We start from the raw sequence: 17032 nt of genomic DNA, 5'->3' as shown, positions 1-17032 counted from the left end.
TAATCCAAACAGAAATAAATCTGTTCGGATTAATTCGTACATCATATTAAATAATTACTATTTCAAATTTGAAAAATTACTTTTCAGCTAATTTCAGCAATTTTGCATATTTAGCTTCAGCATCTTTTTCAGCTTGTGCAAACAGTGTAGTAGCACGATCTGGGAAAGAACGTGTCAAGCTGCTGTAACGAACTTCGCTCATGATGAACTCACGATAAGAAGCACTAGGAGCTTTACTGTCAAGCACAAATGGGTTTTCGCCTGCATCTTCACGGCGAGGATCAAAACGGAAGTTATGCCAGTAACCAGCAGTAACAGCCTTTTTCTCTTCTGCCATAGAAGCGCCCATGCCGCCCTTAATACCATGGTTGATACAAGGTGAATAAGCGATGACAAGTGACGGACCCTTATAGCCTTCAGCTTCATTTAGAGCTTTAATGCACTGATTCATGTCAGCACCCATAGCAACCTGTGCGACATAAACATAACCATAGCTCATAGCGATAGCAGCAAGGTCTTTCTTCTTCGTAGGTTTACCAGTTGCAGCAAACTGAGCAACAGAACCGGTTGGAGAAGATTTAGAAGCCTGACCACCTGTGTTAGAATAAACTTCGGTGTCAAAGACAAGAATGTTGACATCTTCGCCAGAAGCGATAACGTGGTCTAAGCCGCCGAAACCGATATCATAAGCCCAACCATCGCCACCGAGAATCCAAATGGATTTCTTAGCAAGGAATTCTTTATCTTTCAAAATTTCGAGAGCTAATGAGCAAGCTTCACAACCGCAAAGTGTTTCACCGTTGGCTTTTTTCTGCTCAAGCTCAGCAATCATTTCAGCTGAATTGATAGATTTTGCATAGTCAAGAGACTCATCAATGGTAGCTACGCCACACTCAAGAGCTTTAATGAAGTTAGCAGTTGCTTGTTTAGAAAGCTCGCCATCTGTCATTGTATCAAGCCATTTTTGACCAGCTTCTTTTAGTTCAGCAGTGCAATATTCAACAGCAATCAATTTCTCTGTTTTTTCAGCTAAACGATCGCGAATAGCTTTTTGTCCAAGATAAATACCAAGACCAAACTCAGCATTATCTTCAAACAAAGAGTTCTGCCATGCAGGACCATGACCGTCTTTGTTAACGGTATAAGGAGTAGCCGGTGCAGAACCGCCCCAGATAGAAGAACAGCCGGTTGCGTTAGCGATATACATTCTGTCGCCGAAGAGCTGTGTGGTCAAGCGAGCATAAGGTGTTTCACCACAGCCTGCGCAAGCGCCGGAGAATTCGAGAAGGGGTTGTTTAAACTGGCTGCCTTTAACGGTAGTTGGTTTAAATTTAGCCAAAACATCTTCTTTAACAGGCAGTTTAACAGCATAGTTGAAGACTTCTTGCTGTGGTCTGCGTGAATCGATAGGAGACATTTTGAGAGCTTTTGTTTTAGCAGGGCAAGTCTGTACGCAAGAAGAACAACCGGTACAGTCAAGAGTAGAAATGACAATACCAAAATGCATGCCGGGCATACCTGTCATTGGTTTTGACATCATGATATCTGGTGCAGCGTTTTTCTCTTCTTCTGTCATGGCAACAGGACGAATGACAGCATGAGGACAAACATAAGCACACTGGTTACACTGGATACAGTTTTCAGGAATCCACTCTGGAACGTCAACAGCGATACCGCGTTTTTCGTAAGCGGAAGTACCTTGTGGAGAAGTACCGTCTGCATATTTTTCAAAAGCAGAAACAGGCAAATCTTTACCGTGGAAGCTATTTACTGGGTGCACGACATTGTTAACATAATCAACAAGATCTGCTCTGTCGCCAGTAGCTAAGACCTTTTCAGATTCATCTACTGCGTTTTTCCAATCAGCAGGAACTTCTACTTTAATATAGCTGGTAGCACCGCGTTCGATAGCATCGTGGTTCATCTTAACGATGGCATCACCTTTTTTGCTATAAGAACGAGTAGCAGCATCTTTCATATACTGTTTAGCATCTTCTGCCGGAATAATCTTAGCAATGCTAAAGAAAGCAGATTGCAGAATTGTATTGATTCTGGTGCCCAGACCGATTTCTTTACCAATATCAAAACCATCAATGATGTAGAGGTTGATATCATTATCAGCGATATATTTCTTCACTTTAGCAGGGATTCTGCTGTCTAAATCTTCAACTGACCACTGGCAGTTCAACAGGAAGCTGCCGCCTTTTTTGATATCTGTAACAATATCATATTGCTCAAGATAAGCAGGGTTATGACAAGCAACAAAGTCAGCTTTGGAGATATAATAAGTGGACTTGATTGGGCTATGACCAAAACGCAGGTGAGAGATAGTCAAACCGCCTGATTTTTTGGAATCATAATCAAAGTAACCCTGAGCATACATGTCAGTATGGTCACCAATAATTTTGATGGAGTTTTTGTTAGCACCGACAGTACCGTCAGAACCAAGACCCCAGAATTTACAAGAAGTTGTACCCTTAGGTGCGGTGTCAGGATCTTCTGTAACTTCGAGTGACAGATGAGTGACATCGTCTACGATACCGATAGTAAATCTCTTTTTGGGTTCTGCTTTCTCCATATTGCGGTAAACAGCAATAATGTCAGAAGGCTTGGTATCTTTAGAACCAAGACCATAACGGCCAGAGAGAACAGGGCAAGCGCCGAACGGAGTACCGTTAAGAGCAGCCAGTACATCAAGATAAAGAGGTTCGCCGATAGAACCGGGCTCTTTGGTTCTGTCAAGAACAGAAATAACTTTAGCCGTTTCAGGAATAACGTCTAAAAGATATTTAGCAACAAATGGACGATAGAGGTGAACTTTTACAAGACCAACTTTTTCGCCTGCAGCAACAAGATAATCAATGACTTCTTCAATGGTTTCACAAGCAGAACCCATAGCAATGATTACTTTTTCAGCGTCAGGGGCGCCGTAGTAGTTGAAAGGTTTGTAGTCTGTGCCGATTTTTGCATTGACTTTGTTTAGGTAGTCAACAACAACTTCAGGAACAGCATCATAATATTTATTGGAAGCTTCTCTTGCCTGGAAGAAGATATCGCCGTTTTGAGCTTGTCCTCTAAGAACAGGATGTTCTGGGTTCAAAGCATTTTTACGGAAAGCGTTGACGGCATCCCAGTCAAGCATTTCGTCTAAATCTTCATAATCCCAAACTTCAATTTTCTGCACTTCATGAGAAGTACGGAAACCGTCGAAGAAATGAACAAACGGCACTCTGCCTTTAATAGCAGAAAGGTGAGCAACAGCACCAAGGTCCATTGCTTCTTGAGGACTGTTTGCGCACAGCATACCATAGCCGGTCTGGCGAGCAGAATAAATATCGGAGTGATCACCGAAAATATTCAAAGCGTGTGAAGCAACAGTTCTGGCTGAAACATGAATAACGCTGGGGAGCAATTCACCGGCCATTTTAAACATATTTGGGATCATCAAAAGAAGACCCTGAGAAGCAGTGTAAGTGGTAGTTAAAGCACCAGCAGCCAAAGAACCGTGAACAGCACCGGCAGCACCACCTTCTGACTGCATTTCAGTCACTCTAACTTCTCTGCCAAATAAGTTTTTGCGGCCCGCGGCAGCATATTTGTCCGTTTCATCTGCCATTACAGATGACGGGGTGATAGGATAGATGGCAGCTACGTCGGTAAACGCATAAGAAACGTGCGCAGCGGCAGTATTACCATCCATGGTTTTCATTTTTCTTGCCATGAAAGATATTCCTCCTTGAGAATATGATAAAGTTATGACGAACTTAATCCGTTATGCTAATATATTACCATTTTTGATATTAATAATAAATCTATAAAAGAATTAAAACCGTGTAACCTCCACTAATCTTATAGAAAAAATATAGGCAAACACGCTAAAATTTTGAGATAAAGAATCTCTTTAAAGCGGTTTGCCCAACTAACTAAAATAATAAGATTATACTAACCAAGAGAATCAGAGAAATCAGTTTCGCAACTCAAAAAAATGGAGAGATTCTCTAAAGAGCTGAATTAAACTTCGCTATTAGAGAACTAATAGGTTAAAAGTTTGGGGTATTTTGAGTGGATTTGTCTGATTGCAAAATAGAAGGGTAATCCGAGTGCATAGCAGACCACCAATTCGCCCGCACCGACTGAAAGTGCATTGGCGAAAAATACAGGCCACGAGAAGTGAGCAAAAGAAAATTGATTGGTGCTTGAAAAGCAAGCAATCTCAAAACCGATAATCACTGCATTAAATAAAACTGGCATGAAAGGAGAAAGAATAGGTGTGTCTTTAAAGCGGATTTTAGACACTTGCCGACTGCAAACAACTGCTAAAAACGTAGCCAAAGAGCCGAAAATCCAATCGACCACGCCGAAAGGGCTTGTCAGGTTGGATAAAAAACAACCCACTGTCAGGCCAGGAATAGCAGCCGGAGTAAATACGGCTAAGAGTGTCAAAGCTTCTGAAAAACGAAACTGCACCGGACCATAGGCCAAATTGAGGGCGTTTGCCACATAAGTTAGAGCAGCATAGAGTGCGGCAATGACGGCCGCTTGAACGAGATAGCGAACTTTTTTTAAATTTTGCATAAAGGTATGCCTCCTAGTATTTTTTTAAGGTCAGGATTTTGCGACTGACCGCAGAGAACTGCAAACAAAAGAATACTCTTTTTGCCTATATAAATCAACACTTTTGCAGATTTAAGCAAAAAATATCAAAAAAGGTCTTGCAATTTTGCAAAAGATGTAGTATGATAATGAAGCTTCATTTTTAATATGCAGGTGTGGCGGAATTGGCAGACGCGCTAGATTTAGGTTCTAGTGGTAACCCCGTGCAGGTTCAAGTCCTGTCACCTGTACCAAAGCAATCAAGGCAGAACACAATACTATATGTGTTTTGCCTTGATTTTTTATATTATAGTTAGATAAATATATGAATGCGAGGTTGTTCTTTCAGGAGGTGTCAAAATGGTGCAAGAGATTATAAAAGATATTGGTGATTTCATTTTCATTGAGCATGAAATAGAAAAAGCAGATGCAATTATGATTGTGGGAGGTTCTCACCCAGAATTAGGAGAAAAAGCGGCAGAGTTATGGAAAAATCAAAGAGCACCTGTCATCTTAATATCTGGCGGTGTAAGTATAAAAACCGGAAAATTTCCTGGTCCACGCTCAAAAACAGAGATTTACAACAAGCAATATGAAACAGAATACGACTTTTTTGTCGATGTATTATTGAAAAATGGTGTACCTGAATCAGCCTTTTATGGAGAAAATAAGTCCTCTTTCACAAAAGAAAACGCTCTCTTTGCCCGTGAAGTAGTAAACAATAATCAACTTGAAATGAATAAAGCAATTCTTATATGTAAGTCCTTTCACGCCAGAAGAAGTCTGATGTCTTATCAAATGGCTTTTCCGAATACAAAGTTTTTTGTGTCACCTGTTTTGAGCTATGATATTACAAAAGATAACTGGTATAAAACCGATTACGGAATTCAACGCGTTATGGGTGAGCTGAGTCGATGCGGCAATCAGTTTGTTGAGGATTTTCTTATTAACAAGGCGCTTTTAGGTGCTAATGAGTATGAGGTTTAACAGAGCAAACGATTTAGAAGAGAATAAAAATTTACATTTATTCTTACAGGATTACACAAATCTTTTAGAAAAACAGCCAGTTGCAATCGAATTTTTGACTTTTACAGATACGCTGTACATAGAATTCATGATATAGATTAAAATTGGCATACGATATTGAATGGAGTGTGATGGGGTACTATGTTAACAAAAAACATACAAAGTAGAGCTGCGCTTGAAAAATTGGTTGAACAGGCATTTCCTAATAAAGCATTCAGGCATATTCAAGAGCTGACAGAAGGTTTTTTCAACATTGCTTATTTGGTCGCTTTTAAGGATGGCACGGAGTTTGTGCTGAAAATAGCTCCACATCCTGACACAACAATCATGACATACGAAAAAGATATTATGGCTACAGAAGTAGCAAGTATGAAACTTGTGGCAGAGCAGACGAGCATACCTTTGCCTAAAGTGCAGGTTAGCGATTTTTCATGCACCTTATGTAATGCTCCCTATTTTTTTATGGAAAGAATTTCAGGTAACAGCCTATCCTCGCTAAAAGAACAATTGCAACCTGCTGAACTGAGTAGCATTTATGCCCAAACCGGCAAAATCAATAGACAGATTAACGAGCTAACTAATATTTATTTCGGCCTTCCTGGTCAGCCATCGTTACAAGGCGATGATTGGTATGGTGTGTTTTTTGCTATGATGAGAGCCTTGGTGCAGGATACAAAAAAATCAGGTATTGAAATTTCTATTTCACTTGAAGAGTTGCTCGCGTTGCTTCAAGAGGACAAGTCTATTTTTACCGAAGTAAAGAGACCGAGCTTAGTGCATTGGGATATCTGGGATGGCAATATTTTTATAGAAAATGGTAAGATTACTGGTTTAATTGATTGGGAGCGCTGTTTGTGGGGAGATTTTTTAATGGAAGTAGGGTTTCGTTCCTATTCACAATCAGCAGATTTCTTGAACGGTTATGGAAAAACACATTTTACGGTAGCCGAAAAACGTCGAATATATTATTACGATATTTATCTGCTGATAATTGCAGCACAAGAACACGTTTATCGTGGATATGAGGCGGATAATGGTTGGGCAATCACTTTAATGAAAGAAAAACTAAATGAACTTAAAAGTAGATGACGAAATATTTTGCTAATTTAGAAATACATACAATCTTTCTTACTGAAGCAAAGAAGCAAAAACACTCCTGAAAACGCAGGAGTGTTTTTGCTTTAGGTGGCTTTTGGTATGAAGAAAATAAGAAACAGCTTAAGTTAAATTCAAGCCAAATAGTGCTTTAGCAGCTCTGATGGTCAGTTCTTTTTTGCGCATGACCTATAAAGCTAGAAGACATTTTGTTAAGAACCGAGAAGGTTATGGATTGTTTAACGCCAAAAGGCTGTTGGTTACGAGGTCTAATTGTGCCGACCAAGAGTAGATATCGTTTAAATACATATAAGGTTCTGAAAGAACAATAATATTGCCGGCCTGAACGGCGGGCAGTGACTGCCATACAGGGTTGTCTTTAATTAAATCATAGCCAAATTCGCTTGAAGCGGTGACTAGAATATAATCTCCCATATATTCTGGCAAGGCCTCAAAAGAGAGAGTGGCACCCCAATCTTCGCCTGCCTCAATTTCTCTTAAAGCGCCTTCAGATTTAGGCAAATCTAGGGCACCAAATAGAATTTGACCCCCAAGATTATTGCTCCAGCGTACACCAATTTTATTCTCACCTTGCACGCGAATAACGCTGAAAGTTTTGTCATAGAATCCGGCGTCTTTGAGTTTAGCCTTTGATTCAGCTGCTTTTTCATAGAAAGAATCGACAACCTGCTTTCCTTCTGCGGGATCCTTGCCTAAAACATCTGCGATAAAGGTAAGCTTTTCTTCTACGCTGATATCATCGCTAGGGATATAAACAGTTGGTGCGACTTTGGATAATTGATCATAGCTGTCTTCATAGACCGTGATAATCAAATCTGGTTCTTGCGCCATAATTGCTTCTGGCTCCCATTTTTCTAAGACGGCAGAATCTTGAATTAAATCTTTATAAGCGACATCAGTAGAAGTATAATCCTCAATCGCTATAGGAACCACACCAAGAGCTAAAACGTTACCCAGTATACCGGCATCTGTTACAATGCGTTTTGGGTTTGTTGGAATTTCTACATCACCTTTTACGGTACTAATCATTCTTGTATCCTCTTTTGCGGATTGTTCATTCTGACTTTCTGCTATTTGACTACTCACTGATGATGTGGAAGAAACTTTACTTTCCGTGTCGCTGCTTTCTGACGGTGCTCCACAAGCAGATAGTAGCATGACCAGTGACAAGGCAGCTGCCATGACCGCTCTATTTTTCATTTGTTTAACCATTTGTATGACTCCTTTTTCTTTGAGTTCGTCAAAACTAACTTGACTCTCCTCATTATAGAGAAAAGGAATGATATTTCCAATGGCCTCATCGTTCTCTGGACGTGACACATTCTTTCTGAATGTATTGGGCGAAACACCGTAATGCTTGGCAAAGCTGCGATAAAAATTGCGTTCGTTTGCGAATCCGGCAGAATCGGCAATAGCTCGCATCGGCATTTCGCTGTTTTGCAACCAGCGTTTTGCGGTAGAAAGACGTACTTGAATTAAGTATTCCTGCGGACTGACACCTGTTTGTTCTTTAAAGTTCTTATAAAAATGGCTGTAGCTCATACCCATCATTTCGCAGAGCTCCTGCATAGAAATTTCTTGGTTATAATGCTCCGTTAGATATCGCATAGCCATGGCAATGTTGTCGGGTTCAAACATGCGAACAGGGCCTCTTTCAAGCTCTTCGTAAACAGCATATACTAGTTGATAAAAAGCAGATTTACCAAAAAATAAATTCAGGGGAGTGGGGCCTTTCCAGCTTTCATACATTTTTCGCAGCAGTTCTGAAATGAAAATAGGATTATTTGGAGAGAATCCATATTGCGTTTGGAAAGGGTTGTTACTTTCTATTAAATGAGCATATTCTCTTTTGTGAAAAGGAGGTTCACTCGCCTTGTATAGTACCATGTAATATTCGAGCCACTCACATTTGGGGTGAATGCTTAATAAAGTTCCTTTGCCGGCATGAAAAATGCCAAATCTTTCGATGTGAAACGAGGTATCGTTGAGTAATAATTCAGCTTCACCGCCGCTAGTAAAGAAAAAGGCACTGGCAGGCAGGCGGTACTGACTAAGGGCTTCTCTCGAGGAGATTAAATTGTGACGAATATCTAAAAGGGAAATGGCAGCACTGTTCCAAATGCGGATGCCAGCAGATATTTCCTCTTTAGTGAGTTCGGACGAGTTTTTCTGGATGTACATCGGTGCACCTCTATGGTAAATGGCTTGATTAGGATTGACTAACTGATTATAGCATAGCGGCAAAAAGGTTACAAGATATCAGGATAATATCTTGTAACCTTAAATAAGCTTGAGTAGAAAAATGATTTTTTATTGCTGACTGTCCAGCATAGCTTCCGTAATAACATCAATTTGTTTAGACATCGAAATCACGTCGTTAAACCAGAACATGTCAGTAGAGGCTTGAATCAAACGACCCTCTTTGACAGCAGGAAGCTCGTTCCAAACAGCATTATCCACTAAATTATCAGTGTCAGTATTTAGTAAAATATAGTCTCCTGCATATTCTGGAATAACCTCATAGGAAAGGTCAATCATACTAGAGTCTCCTTGAAAATCCTCGTTTGTCTGCAATTTTTCTGGTATGGCAAAACCTATTTTATCATAGACAAGCTCGCCACCCCGCCCGCCTCTGAAAGCACGAATAAAATCTTCTCGAATATCAACACAAATTATAGTTTTATCCAGTGCACCAGCTTCTTTTAATTGCGTTTTAGCATTCTCAAGCTTTTTATCAAAATCATTAATCAATGTTTCTGCTTCTTCTGAACGATTAAACACTTCTCCAAAAAATCTAAGTCTTTCATCGTATGGCATGTTATAGTAGTCTGTTGCCAAAGTGGGGGCAATTTTGGAAAGAGATTGATAAACTTGTTCGTCTGTTGTGTTCCACAAAATTAAGTCAGGGTCTAAGGCCAAAATTTCTTCTTCATTAATAGAAAACGCATCAATTACCGTAACGTCCTGCGCTTTATCTCCAAAAGCAGCACCGTCATTAAAAGAGGTGCCAACAGGAGTTACACCAAGTGCCATAACATCACCCTGTACAAAAATGACAATGACGCGTTGCGGGTCAGCCGGTATTTCAACATCACCGTAATCCATATGAATGGTTTTGGTTTCTTTAGCTTCCGTATCAGCAGGTTCTACTTGACTGCTTACTGATGAAGTGGGGGCAGATTCAGCGGTGCTGGGTTTTTCTGTAGTGGTACCGCAAGCAGACATTAGCATGACCAGCGATAACGCTGCTGCCATAACCGCTTTATTTCTTGTTTGTTTGAACATTGAGGAGGCTCCTTTTTTATTGAGTTCGTCAAAGCTAACTTGACCTTTCTCATTATAGGGAAAAGGAACTTCGTTTCCAATGATGTAATCTCTCATCTGAATTGATGAATTCTCTCGATATTCTCCCGGAGTCATTCCAATATTTTTGAGAAATAGACGGTGGAAATTATATTCATCAGAGAAACCGCAGGAATCGGCAATTTCACGTATGGAAGCATTGCTTTCTAACAAAGCTTTTTTAGAAGAAGACAGCCTGACAGCAATCAGATATTCTTGAGGGCTTTTGCCTGTTTTTTCTTTAAATCTTCGGTGAAAATGGCTGTAGCTAATGCCTAGAACACCGCACATTTCTTGAATACTAATACTTTCGCCATAGTGTTCGTCCAGATATCGTGTTGCCATAGCGATTACATTTGGCTCGAAAACACGAACACAGCCTTGCTCCAGTTCTTCATAGATTTCATACACCAATTGATAAAAGGCGGCCTTTTCATAGAATAAATTGAGAGGAGAGAAGCCTTTCCATTTATCGTACATGCGGTGAAGTTGGTGAGCAAAAAACAGGGGATTACTTGGCGTAAATCCATATTGCTGCTGAAATGGATTGCTATAGGCCAGTTGTTTATGAAATTCACGTCTGTGAAAAGGCGGTTCGCCTGCTTTATAAAGCACCATATAATATTCGAACCATTCACATTCAGGTCGAATGCTCAACAGTGTTCCTTTGATTCCATGAAACAATCCAAACCTCTCTACATGAAAAGAAGCATCATTTAGCAAAATTTCGGCTTCGCCACCACTCGTAAAAAGAAAAGTGCTTGCGGGTAGGCGATAATGGCAAAGCGGTTCTTGCAATGAAATTAAGTTATGGCGAATATCTAAAAGAGAAATAGCAGAACTATTCCAAATGCGGATAGCATGGGCAATTTCTTCTTTGGTAAGCGACGGTAAATTTTGGTTTATATACATATCGACACCTCAGTGACAAATAACATAGTTAGACTCAACTAATTTGTTTATTATAACATGATTGTCAAGTGTTAAAAAGTGACCTATAAAGACAAAAAAGATTCCTTTTCTAATTCTCAAAATATGTTTTTTTATGTGAGGGTAATGACGTGCAGAAGATAATGATTTGCTTTTGTATATAAAAAAGGAAGAGACGAAATTAACTCGTCTCTTTCTTCATTTTTCTATCATTTGGTGCGCGAGATGGGACTTGAACCCATACGTCGTGAAACACACGCCCCTCAAACGTGCCTGTCTGCCAGTTCCAGCACTCGCGCTTAATCAACGGATGCTATTATAGCATATCAATTCTGCGATTGTCAACAAGAAAAGATAAAAAATGGGCAGAGATTTTTTGAAGGCAGTAGAGTGCATAAGAATAAAGAGAAAATTAGCTGGGACGAGAGCCAAAGGAGAACTTCTTTTCTTACTTGGTTATGCATATATTTAGGGGAAGGTAAATGGGCATTGATACGATTTTTGGCAGAAACAAATATAATTTCTGTATTCATGAAGGGGTGCTGGATAAAATGAAGAGGAATGGCAAGAGAAATAGCATAAGGATTATGATAGTTGCTTTAGTAGGAATGCTGTGTATTCCTGTGTTATCTGCGAAAGCGGAAACAACCGGCTTTGATGTTAGTGCTCCGTCTGCGATTTTAATGAATGAGGATAACGGAGAAGTTTTGTATGAAAAAAATGCGCATGAGCCACGTTCAGCTGCGTCTATTACCAAAGTAATGACGCTATGTTTGGTGTTTGATGCCATTGATGAGGGTCGGCTTGCTTTAGAGGATATGCTGTCAGCTTCAGCGCACGCGGCCTCTATGGGCGGCTCTGATATTTGGCTAAAAGAAGGCGAAATGATGAGCGTCGATGATTTAATTAAATCCACGGTCATTATGAGCGCCAATGACGCTGCTGTTGTGCTTGCAGAGTCTGTTTCAGGCAGCGAAGATACTTTTGTTGCGGCCATGAACGAGAAGGCACAGGCTCTAGGAATGACTAACAGTGTTTTCAAGAATTGTAATGGCTTAGATGAAGAAGGACACGTGACAACGGCCTATGATGTGGCGCTGATGAGCCGTGAACTCATGCGCCATCCTAAAATCATGGACTATACCCTCACTTGGATTGACTATATTCGAAACGGCGAGACTCAGCTTGTCAATACCAACAAGCTTATTAAGACCTATCAGGGAATCACTGGGCTGAAAACAGGAACAACCTCGAAGGCGGGCAGTTGTATTACGGCAACCGCAAAAAGAGAGAATTTAAGTCTGATTGCTGTTGTCTTGGGGGCTTCAAGCACGCAAAATCGCTTTCAAGATGCGGCGGCTATGTTAGATTATGGCTTTGCCAATTGGAGTGTTGTAATCCCTGAGAACCCAGTTGTCGGAGAGATACCGATTCAGGGCGGCATGAAGAAAACTCTGAAAACGGTGACGCAAGACCCGCCATCAATTTTAATGAAAACATCAGAAAAATCAGCAGTAGAAAGCAAAATTGTTTTAACAGAAAACTTAGAGGCGCCGATTCAAGAAGGTGATATTGTAGGATATGTGCGTTATGTCAGCGGTGAAAAAGAACTGGCACAAAGCGAAATTAAAGCGGCAGAAAGTGTAGAATCTATCGGCATAAAATCTTCTTTTTTCTATTTACTTTATCATTTCTTTCGTGTGTAGGCTTTGTGAATGAAGGTTGAACTTTTTGATAAAGTGTTGCAATCATCTTGCAAAATCCCCCCATGTATTGTAGAATAAAAGCACATACTAAGGCATCATCAATGGGAGGGTATACTATTATGCCGTTGAAGTTAGAAGATAAATATTTGAAAGGTTTTGTTTCTGCTCATGAATATGCAGGGATGGAGCAAAATGTAAAAGCAGCTCATGAATCATTAATGGCAGGCACTGGTCTTGGCAATGACTTTTTAGGTTGGGTGAATTTACCTGAAAATTACGACAAAGAAGAATTTGCAAGAATTCAGGCTGCAGCAGAACGAATCAAAAATAATTCTGATATTTTCATTGTAATCGGCATTGGCGGTTCTTATTTAGGCGCTCGTGCTGCTATCGAATTTTTAAAATCAGACAAATATAATGATTTGACAAAAGATACGCCGAATATTTATTTTACCGGCAACAGTATTAGCTCATCAGCTTTGGCTGAATTGGTTTCTATCTGTGAAGGCAAAGACATTTCAATTAACATGATTTCAAAATCAGGCACCACAACAGAACCAGCAATTGCTTTCCGTGTTTTCCGCGAAATTTTGGAGAAAAAATACGGCAAAGAAGAAGCTAAAAAGCGCATCTTCTGCACAACTGACAAAGCAAAAGGCACACTCAAGAATTTGGCTGACAAAGAAGGCTTTGAAACCTTTGTTGTGCCGGATGATGTAGGCGGACGATTCTCTGTTCTAACAGCTGTTGGACTTCTTCCGATTGCGGTTGCCGGTGCGGATATAGAAGCGCTGATGTCAGGTGCAAAAGAAGCAATGAACAAATACAACACTCCTTCCATTGAAGAAAATGATTGCTATAAGTATGCCGCTATCCGCAACATTCTTTATAACAAGGGAAAAAGCACAGAAGTGATGGTCAGCTATGAACCATGCTACACCATGATGAATGAATGGTGGAAACAGCTCTATGGCGAAAGCGAAGGCAAAGACCAAAAAGGATTGTTCCCAGCCTCTGTGATTTTCTCAACCGATTTGCATTCTATGGGACAATATATGCAGGACGGTCGACGTGATTTATTTGAAACAGTAGTTCATTTCAATAAACCAAAGCATGAAATTTTGATTGGCAACGACCCTGAAGATATTGACGGCTTAAACTATCTTGAAGGTCAGAGCATGGCTTTTGTAAACGACAAAGCTTTTGAAGGAACTGTTTTGGCTCATAATGATGGCGGTGTGCCGAATATTGTACTGAATGCAGAAGACTTCTCTGAGCGTACACTAGGACATTTGATTTATTTCTTTGAAAAAGCTTGTGCGGTTTCAGGATATATTTTGGGTGTGAATCCATTTGATCAACCCGGTGTAGAAAGCTACAAAAAGAATATGTTTGCTTTGCTTGGCAAGCCCGGCTATGAAGATGCCAAAGCAGAATTGGAAAAAAGACTTTCTTAATTAAAGCAACAGACCAAGTAAGAATGGAAAAACAAAGGCAGATACCGCTCCGGCGGAAAATATAACAAAGGAGAACGTGCATATGATTACTCTTTTAACAGGCGGAAAAGGTTCTGGAAAGACAAAAAAATTGATTGAATTGACAGACAAGGCAGTTGAAACTTCAAAAGGCAGTGTTGTAGTAATTGAAAAAGGTCTGAAGATGACATACGACATTTCACATGAAGCCCGTTTGGTCGATTCTGATGCTTTTAATATTGTTGGAGCAGATGAATTATTTGGCTTTGTCAGCGGTATTTGTGCAGGCAACTATGATGTGACAGATATTTTGATTGACCGTACATTAAAAATCATTGATGCTGATGCTTCTGCATTAGATCATTTAGTTGAAAACTTCAAACATCTCTCAGAATGCTCACATGTGAATTTAGTATTCTCTGTTTCAGCATCTGATGAAGAAATCCCTGCTTCGCTGCAAGAATTCATTTTGAAATAAAGATGTTTTCCGGTTGACCGAATCAGTTTAAGCGGTCAACTGGAATTTTCTTTGCATTTTTCTGCGTTTTATGAGGAAAATAAGAAATATTTCTTGACAAAAAATGTTTAGGTTATTATAATTGTTTAAGTGTGAGATGGGGTTGTATGATATGATTGTAAACTTGGAGAAATATTTCTTGTCGGATGATGCTGAAGATTCCCTTCAGTTTTCCGTTGATTTAAAAGAAATTGAGATAGACGGTGTTTATCCTTTTCCTTTTCCAGTTAAAGTGCAAGCAAATTTGAAAAGTTTTTCAAATTCTGTTTTGCTCGATATTCAGTTTTCTTATATCATTCAAAAACCTTGTGATCGTTGCTTGGAAGTTGCTAAAGAAGAATATTCAGAAGCAAATTCTTATGTAATCGTCACAGCGCTCAACGAAGAAGACCAGGACGGCCGGTACATTCTTGCAGAAAACAAGTTGCTAAACTTGGACGAGCTTGTTTATTCATCTGTGATAACAGAGTTTCCCACAAAATTTCTTTGTTCATCAGATTGCAAGGGACTTTGCCCCATGTGCGGCCAAAATCTAAATGAAGGCGATTGTTCTTGTGATAAAAAGCAGGTTGACCCTCGTTTGGAAGTTCTGAGGCAGCTTATGGATCACAAAGAATAAATTTCTATAAGGAGGTGCTACAGATGGCAGTACCAAAGAGAAAAGTATCAAGCGCGAGACAAAATAAAAGAAGATCTAACGTGTGGAAACTTGAAGCACCCGCTCTTTCCAAATGTCCGCAGTGCGGAGATTACAAAGCACCGCACAGAGTTTGCGGTACATGCGGTTTTTATAACGGCAGACAAGTAATCAAAAAAGAAGCCTAATTTCGAATGAAAATGACAGTCTGAATCGAAAAAACAGAGAGGGGTTTTCCTTCTCTATTTTTTTTGAAAATTTACTTGACGAAAACGGCATTAAATGTAATACTGAAAGAAATACTACAATATATCATATTGTGTTAGAAAGGTAAAAACAAATGTCAAAACCTATAGTTGCGATCGTTGGCAGACCCAATGTAGGAAAATCGACTTTATTTAATAAATTAATCGGTCAAAGACAGGCCATAGTCGAAGATACACCAGGTGTGACACGAGATAGAATTTTCGGCGAAACCGAGTGGGTCGGCAAAAAGTTCACTGTGATTGACACAGGCGGCATCGAGCCCGATTCTAAAGATATTATTTTATCGCAAATGAGAGAACAAGCACAGTTAGCAATTGATGCAGCTGATGCTATTATTTTTGTTACCGATTTAAAGACAGGTGTAACGGCAACAGATTCTGATGTAGCTTCCATGCTGCTGAAAAGCAGAGTGCCAATTATTCTTTGCGTCAACAAAGGTGATCAATTGGGTGATCCGCCGCCTGAATTTTATGAATTTTATAATTTAGGCCTCGGAGACCCTGTTATGGTTTCTTCCGTGCATGGTCATGGCACTGGCGACTTGCTTGACCGTGTTATGGAACACCTTAATTTTGATGAAAATGAAGAAGAAGAGGGAGACATTATTAAGGTTGCTGTCATTGGCAAGCCTAATGTGGGCAAATCTTCTCTTGTAAATAAAATTTCTGGAGAGAAACGTTCTATTGTTTCTGATATTGCAGGCACAACACGTGATGCGATTGATACCACAATTCAAAATGAACATGGAACGTATACTTTTATTGACACAGCAGGTCTGCGCCGTAAGAGCCGTGTGACAGATTCTATCGAGCATTATAGCAATCTGCGAGCAGAGATGGCTGTGGATAGGGCAGATGTCTGTCTGATTTTAATTGATGCCGAAGTTGGTTTTACAGAGCAAGACACAAAAGTGGCTGGTATCGCTCATGAGGCCGGCAAAGGCTGTGTCATTGTTGTCAATAAATGGGATGCGATTGAAAAAGACAATAAAACAATGCAAGAACACAGAGCGATTTTGGAAAATGAATTCGCTTTTATGTCTTATGCACCAATTATATTTATTTCAGCTAAAACAGGACAAAGACTCGATTTGATGTTTGAGACCATTAATCATGTGGCTTCAAGCAACGCTTTGCGTGTAACGACGGGTATGCTGAATGACATTTTGGCACAAGCCGTGGCCAGAGTACAACCGCCTACTGATAAAGGCAAACGTTTAAAGATTTATTATATGACCCAGGCAGCGACAAAGCCGCCGACCTTTGTTTGTTTTGCCAATTCTAAAGAATTATTCCATTTCTCCTATCAGCGCTATTTAGAGAACCGTATTCGAGATACTTTTGGCTTAGAGGGCACACCTGTGAGGATGATTGTTCGTGAGCGCGGTGAAAAATCATAACAGAATAGAATCTTGACCGAAAGG

At 39.9% G+C, this 17032-nt stretch carries 12 protein-coding genes and 2 tRNA genes; 9 read left to right on the top strand and 5 right to left on the bottom strand.

Going from position 1 to position 17032, the window contains the following annotated elements; translation table 11 throughout:
• Positions 1 to 76: 76 nt before the first annotated feature.
• Positions 77 to 3721, bottom strand: a complete 3645-nt coding sequence (gene nifJ, locus CS931_RS03830) for a pyruvate:ferredoxin (flavodoxin) oxidoreductase (RefSeq protein ID WP_099204417.1) — start codon at positions 3719 to 3721, stop codon at positions 77 to 79.
• Between the two features lie 311 nt (positions 3722 to 4032).
• Entirely contained in the window at positions 4033 to 4575 is a 543-nt protein-coding gene (locus tag CS931_RS03825) for a QueT transporter family protein (RefSeq protein WP_099204416.1), read from the bottom strand.
• Between the two features lie 188 nt (positions 4576 to 4763).
• On the opposite strand from CS931_RS03825, the gene CS931_RS03820 reads away from it, so the two are divergent.
• The 3 genes from CS931_RS03820 to CS931_RS03810 all read left to right on the top strand — a co-directional run bounded on the left by CS931_RS03820 (position 4764) and on the right by CS931_RS03810 (position 6708).
• Positions 4764 to 4847 (top strand) — tRNA-Leu (locus CS931_RS03820).
• 106 nt (positions 4848 to 4953) lie between these two features.
• Complete coding sequence (locus tag CS931_RS03815; protein WP_099204415.1) at positions 4954 to 5580, top strand: YdcF family protein; 627 nt, start codon at positions 4954 to 4956, stop codon at positions 5578 to 5580.
• Positions 5581 to 5760: 180 nt separating this feature from the next.
• Positions 5761 to 6708 carry a phosphotransferase family protein gene (locus CS931_RS03810; protein ID WP_099204414.1) on the top strand — a complete coding sequence of 316 codons (948 nt, stop codon included), beginning with the start codon at positions 5761 to 5763 and terminating at the stop codon, positions 6706 to 6708.
• A 234-nt stretch (positions 6709 to 6942) separates the two neighbouring features.
• On the opposite strand, the gene CS931_RS03805 is transcribed toward CS931_RS03810, so the two are convergent.
• From CS931_RS03805 to CS931_RS03795, 3 genes are all read right to left on the bottom strand, one after another.
• Positions 6943 to 8916, bottom strand: a complete 1974-nt coding sequence (locus tag CS931_RS03805) for an AraC family transcriptional regulator (RefSeq protein WP_099204413.1) — start codon at positions 8914 to 8916, stop codon at positions 6943 to 6945.
• 129 nt (positions 8917 to 9045) lie between these two features.
• A complete protein-coding gene (locus tag CS931_RS03800; protein WP_099204412.1) occupies positions 9046 to 10989 on the bottom strand; it encodes an AraC family transcriptional regulator in 1944 nt (647 codons plus the stop codon).
• Between the two features lie 232 nt (positions 10990 to 11221).
• Positions 11222 to 11306 (bottom strand) — tRNA-Leu (locus tag CS931_RS03795).
• A gap of 183 nt (positions 11307 to 11489) precedes the next feature.
• On the opposite strand from CS931_RS03795, the gene CS931_RS03790 reads away from it, so the two are divergent.
• From CS931_RS03790 to der, 6 genes are all read left to right on the top strand, one after another.
• Positions 11490 to 12713 (top strand): D-alanyl-D-alanine carboxypeptidase family protein, encoded by a 1224-nt coding sequence (locus tag CS931_RS03790; RefSeq protein ID WP_242964891.1) that lies wholly within the window; start codon positions 11490 to 11492, stop codon positions 12711 to 12713.
• Between the two features lie 119 nt (positions 12714 to 12832).
• Positions 12833 to 14170, top strand: a complete 1338-nt coding sequence (locus CS931_RS03785) for a glucose-6-phosphate isomerase (protein ID WP_099204411.1) — start codon at positions 12833 to 12835, stop codon at positions 14168 to 14170.
• Between the two features lie 82 nt (positions 14171 to 14252).
• Entirely contained in the window at positions 14253 to 14666 is a 414-nt protein-coding gene (locus tag CS931_RS03780) for a hypothetical protein (RefSeq protein ID WP_099204410.1), read from the top strand.
• Positions 14667 to 14817: 151 nt separating this feature from the next.
• On the top strand, positions 14818 to 15324 hold the full coding sequence (locus CS931_RS03775; protein ID WP_159459733.1) for a YceD family protein: 507 nt from the start codon (positions 14818 to 14820) through the stop codon (positions 15322 to 15324).
• Positions 15325 to 15347: 23 nt separating this feature from the next.
• Positions 15348 to 15530: a 50S ribosomal protein L32 gene (rpmF, locus tag CS931_RS03770; RefSeq protein WP_099204408.1), complete on the top strand. Its 183-nt coding sequence runs from the start codon at positions 15348 to 15350 to the stop codon at positions 15528 to 15530.
• 152 nt (positions 15531 to 15682) lie between these two features.
• Positions 15683 to 17008 carry a ribosome biogenesis GTPase Der gene (gene der / locus CS931_RS03765; RefSeq protein WP_099204407.1) on the top strand — a complete coding sequence of 442 codons (1326 nt, stop codon included), beginning with the start codon at positions 15683 to 15685 and terminating at the stop codon, positions 17006 to 17008.
• Positions 17009 to 17032 lie beyond the last annotated feature (24 nt).

It is taken from the genome of Scatolibacter rhodanostii (genome assembly GCF_900197595.1).
GTDB classification, from domain to species: Bacteria; Bacillota; Clostridia; order Oscillospirales; family Acutalibacteraceae; genus Scatolibacter; species Scatolibacter rhodanostii.
The sequence above is the reverse complement of the archived record's forward strand: the minus strand, read 5'-3'. Positions and strand labels throughout refer to the sequence as shown.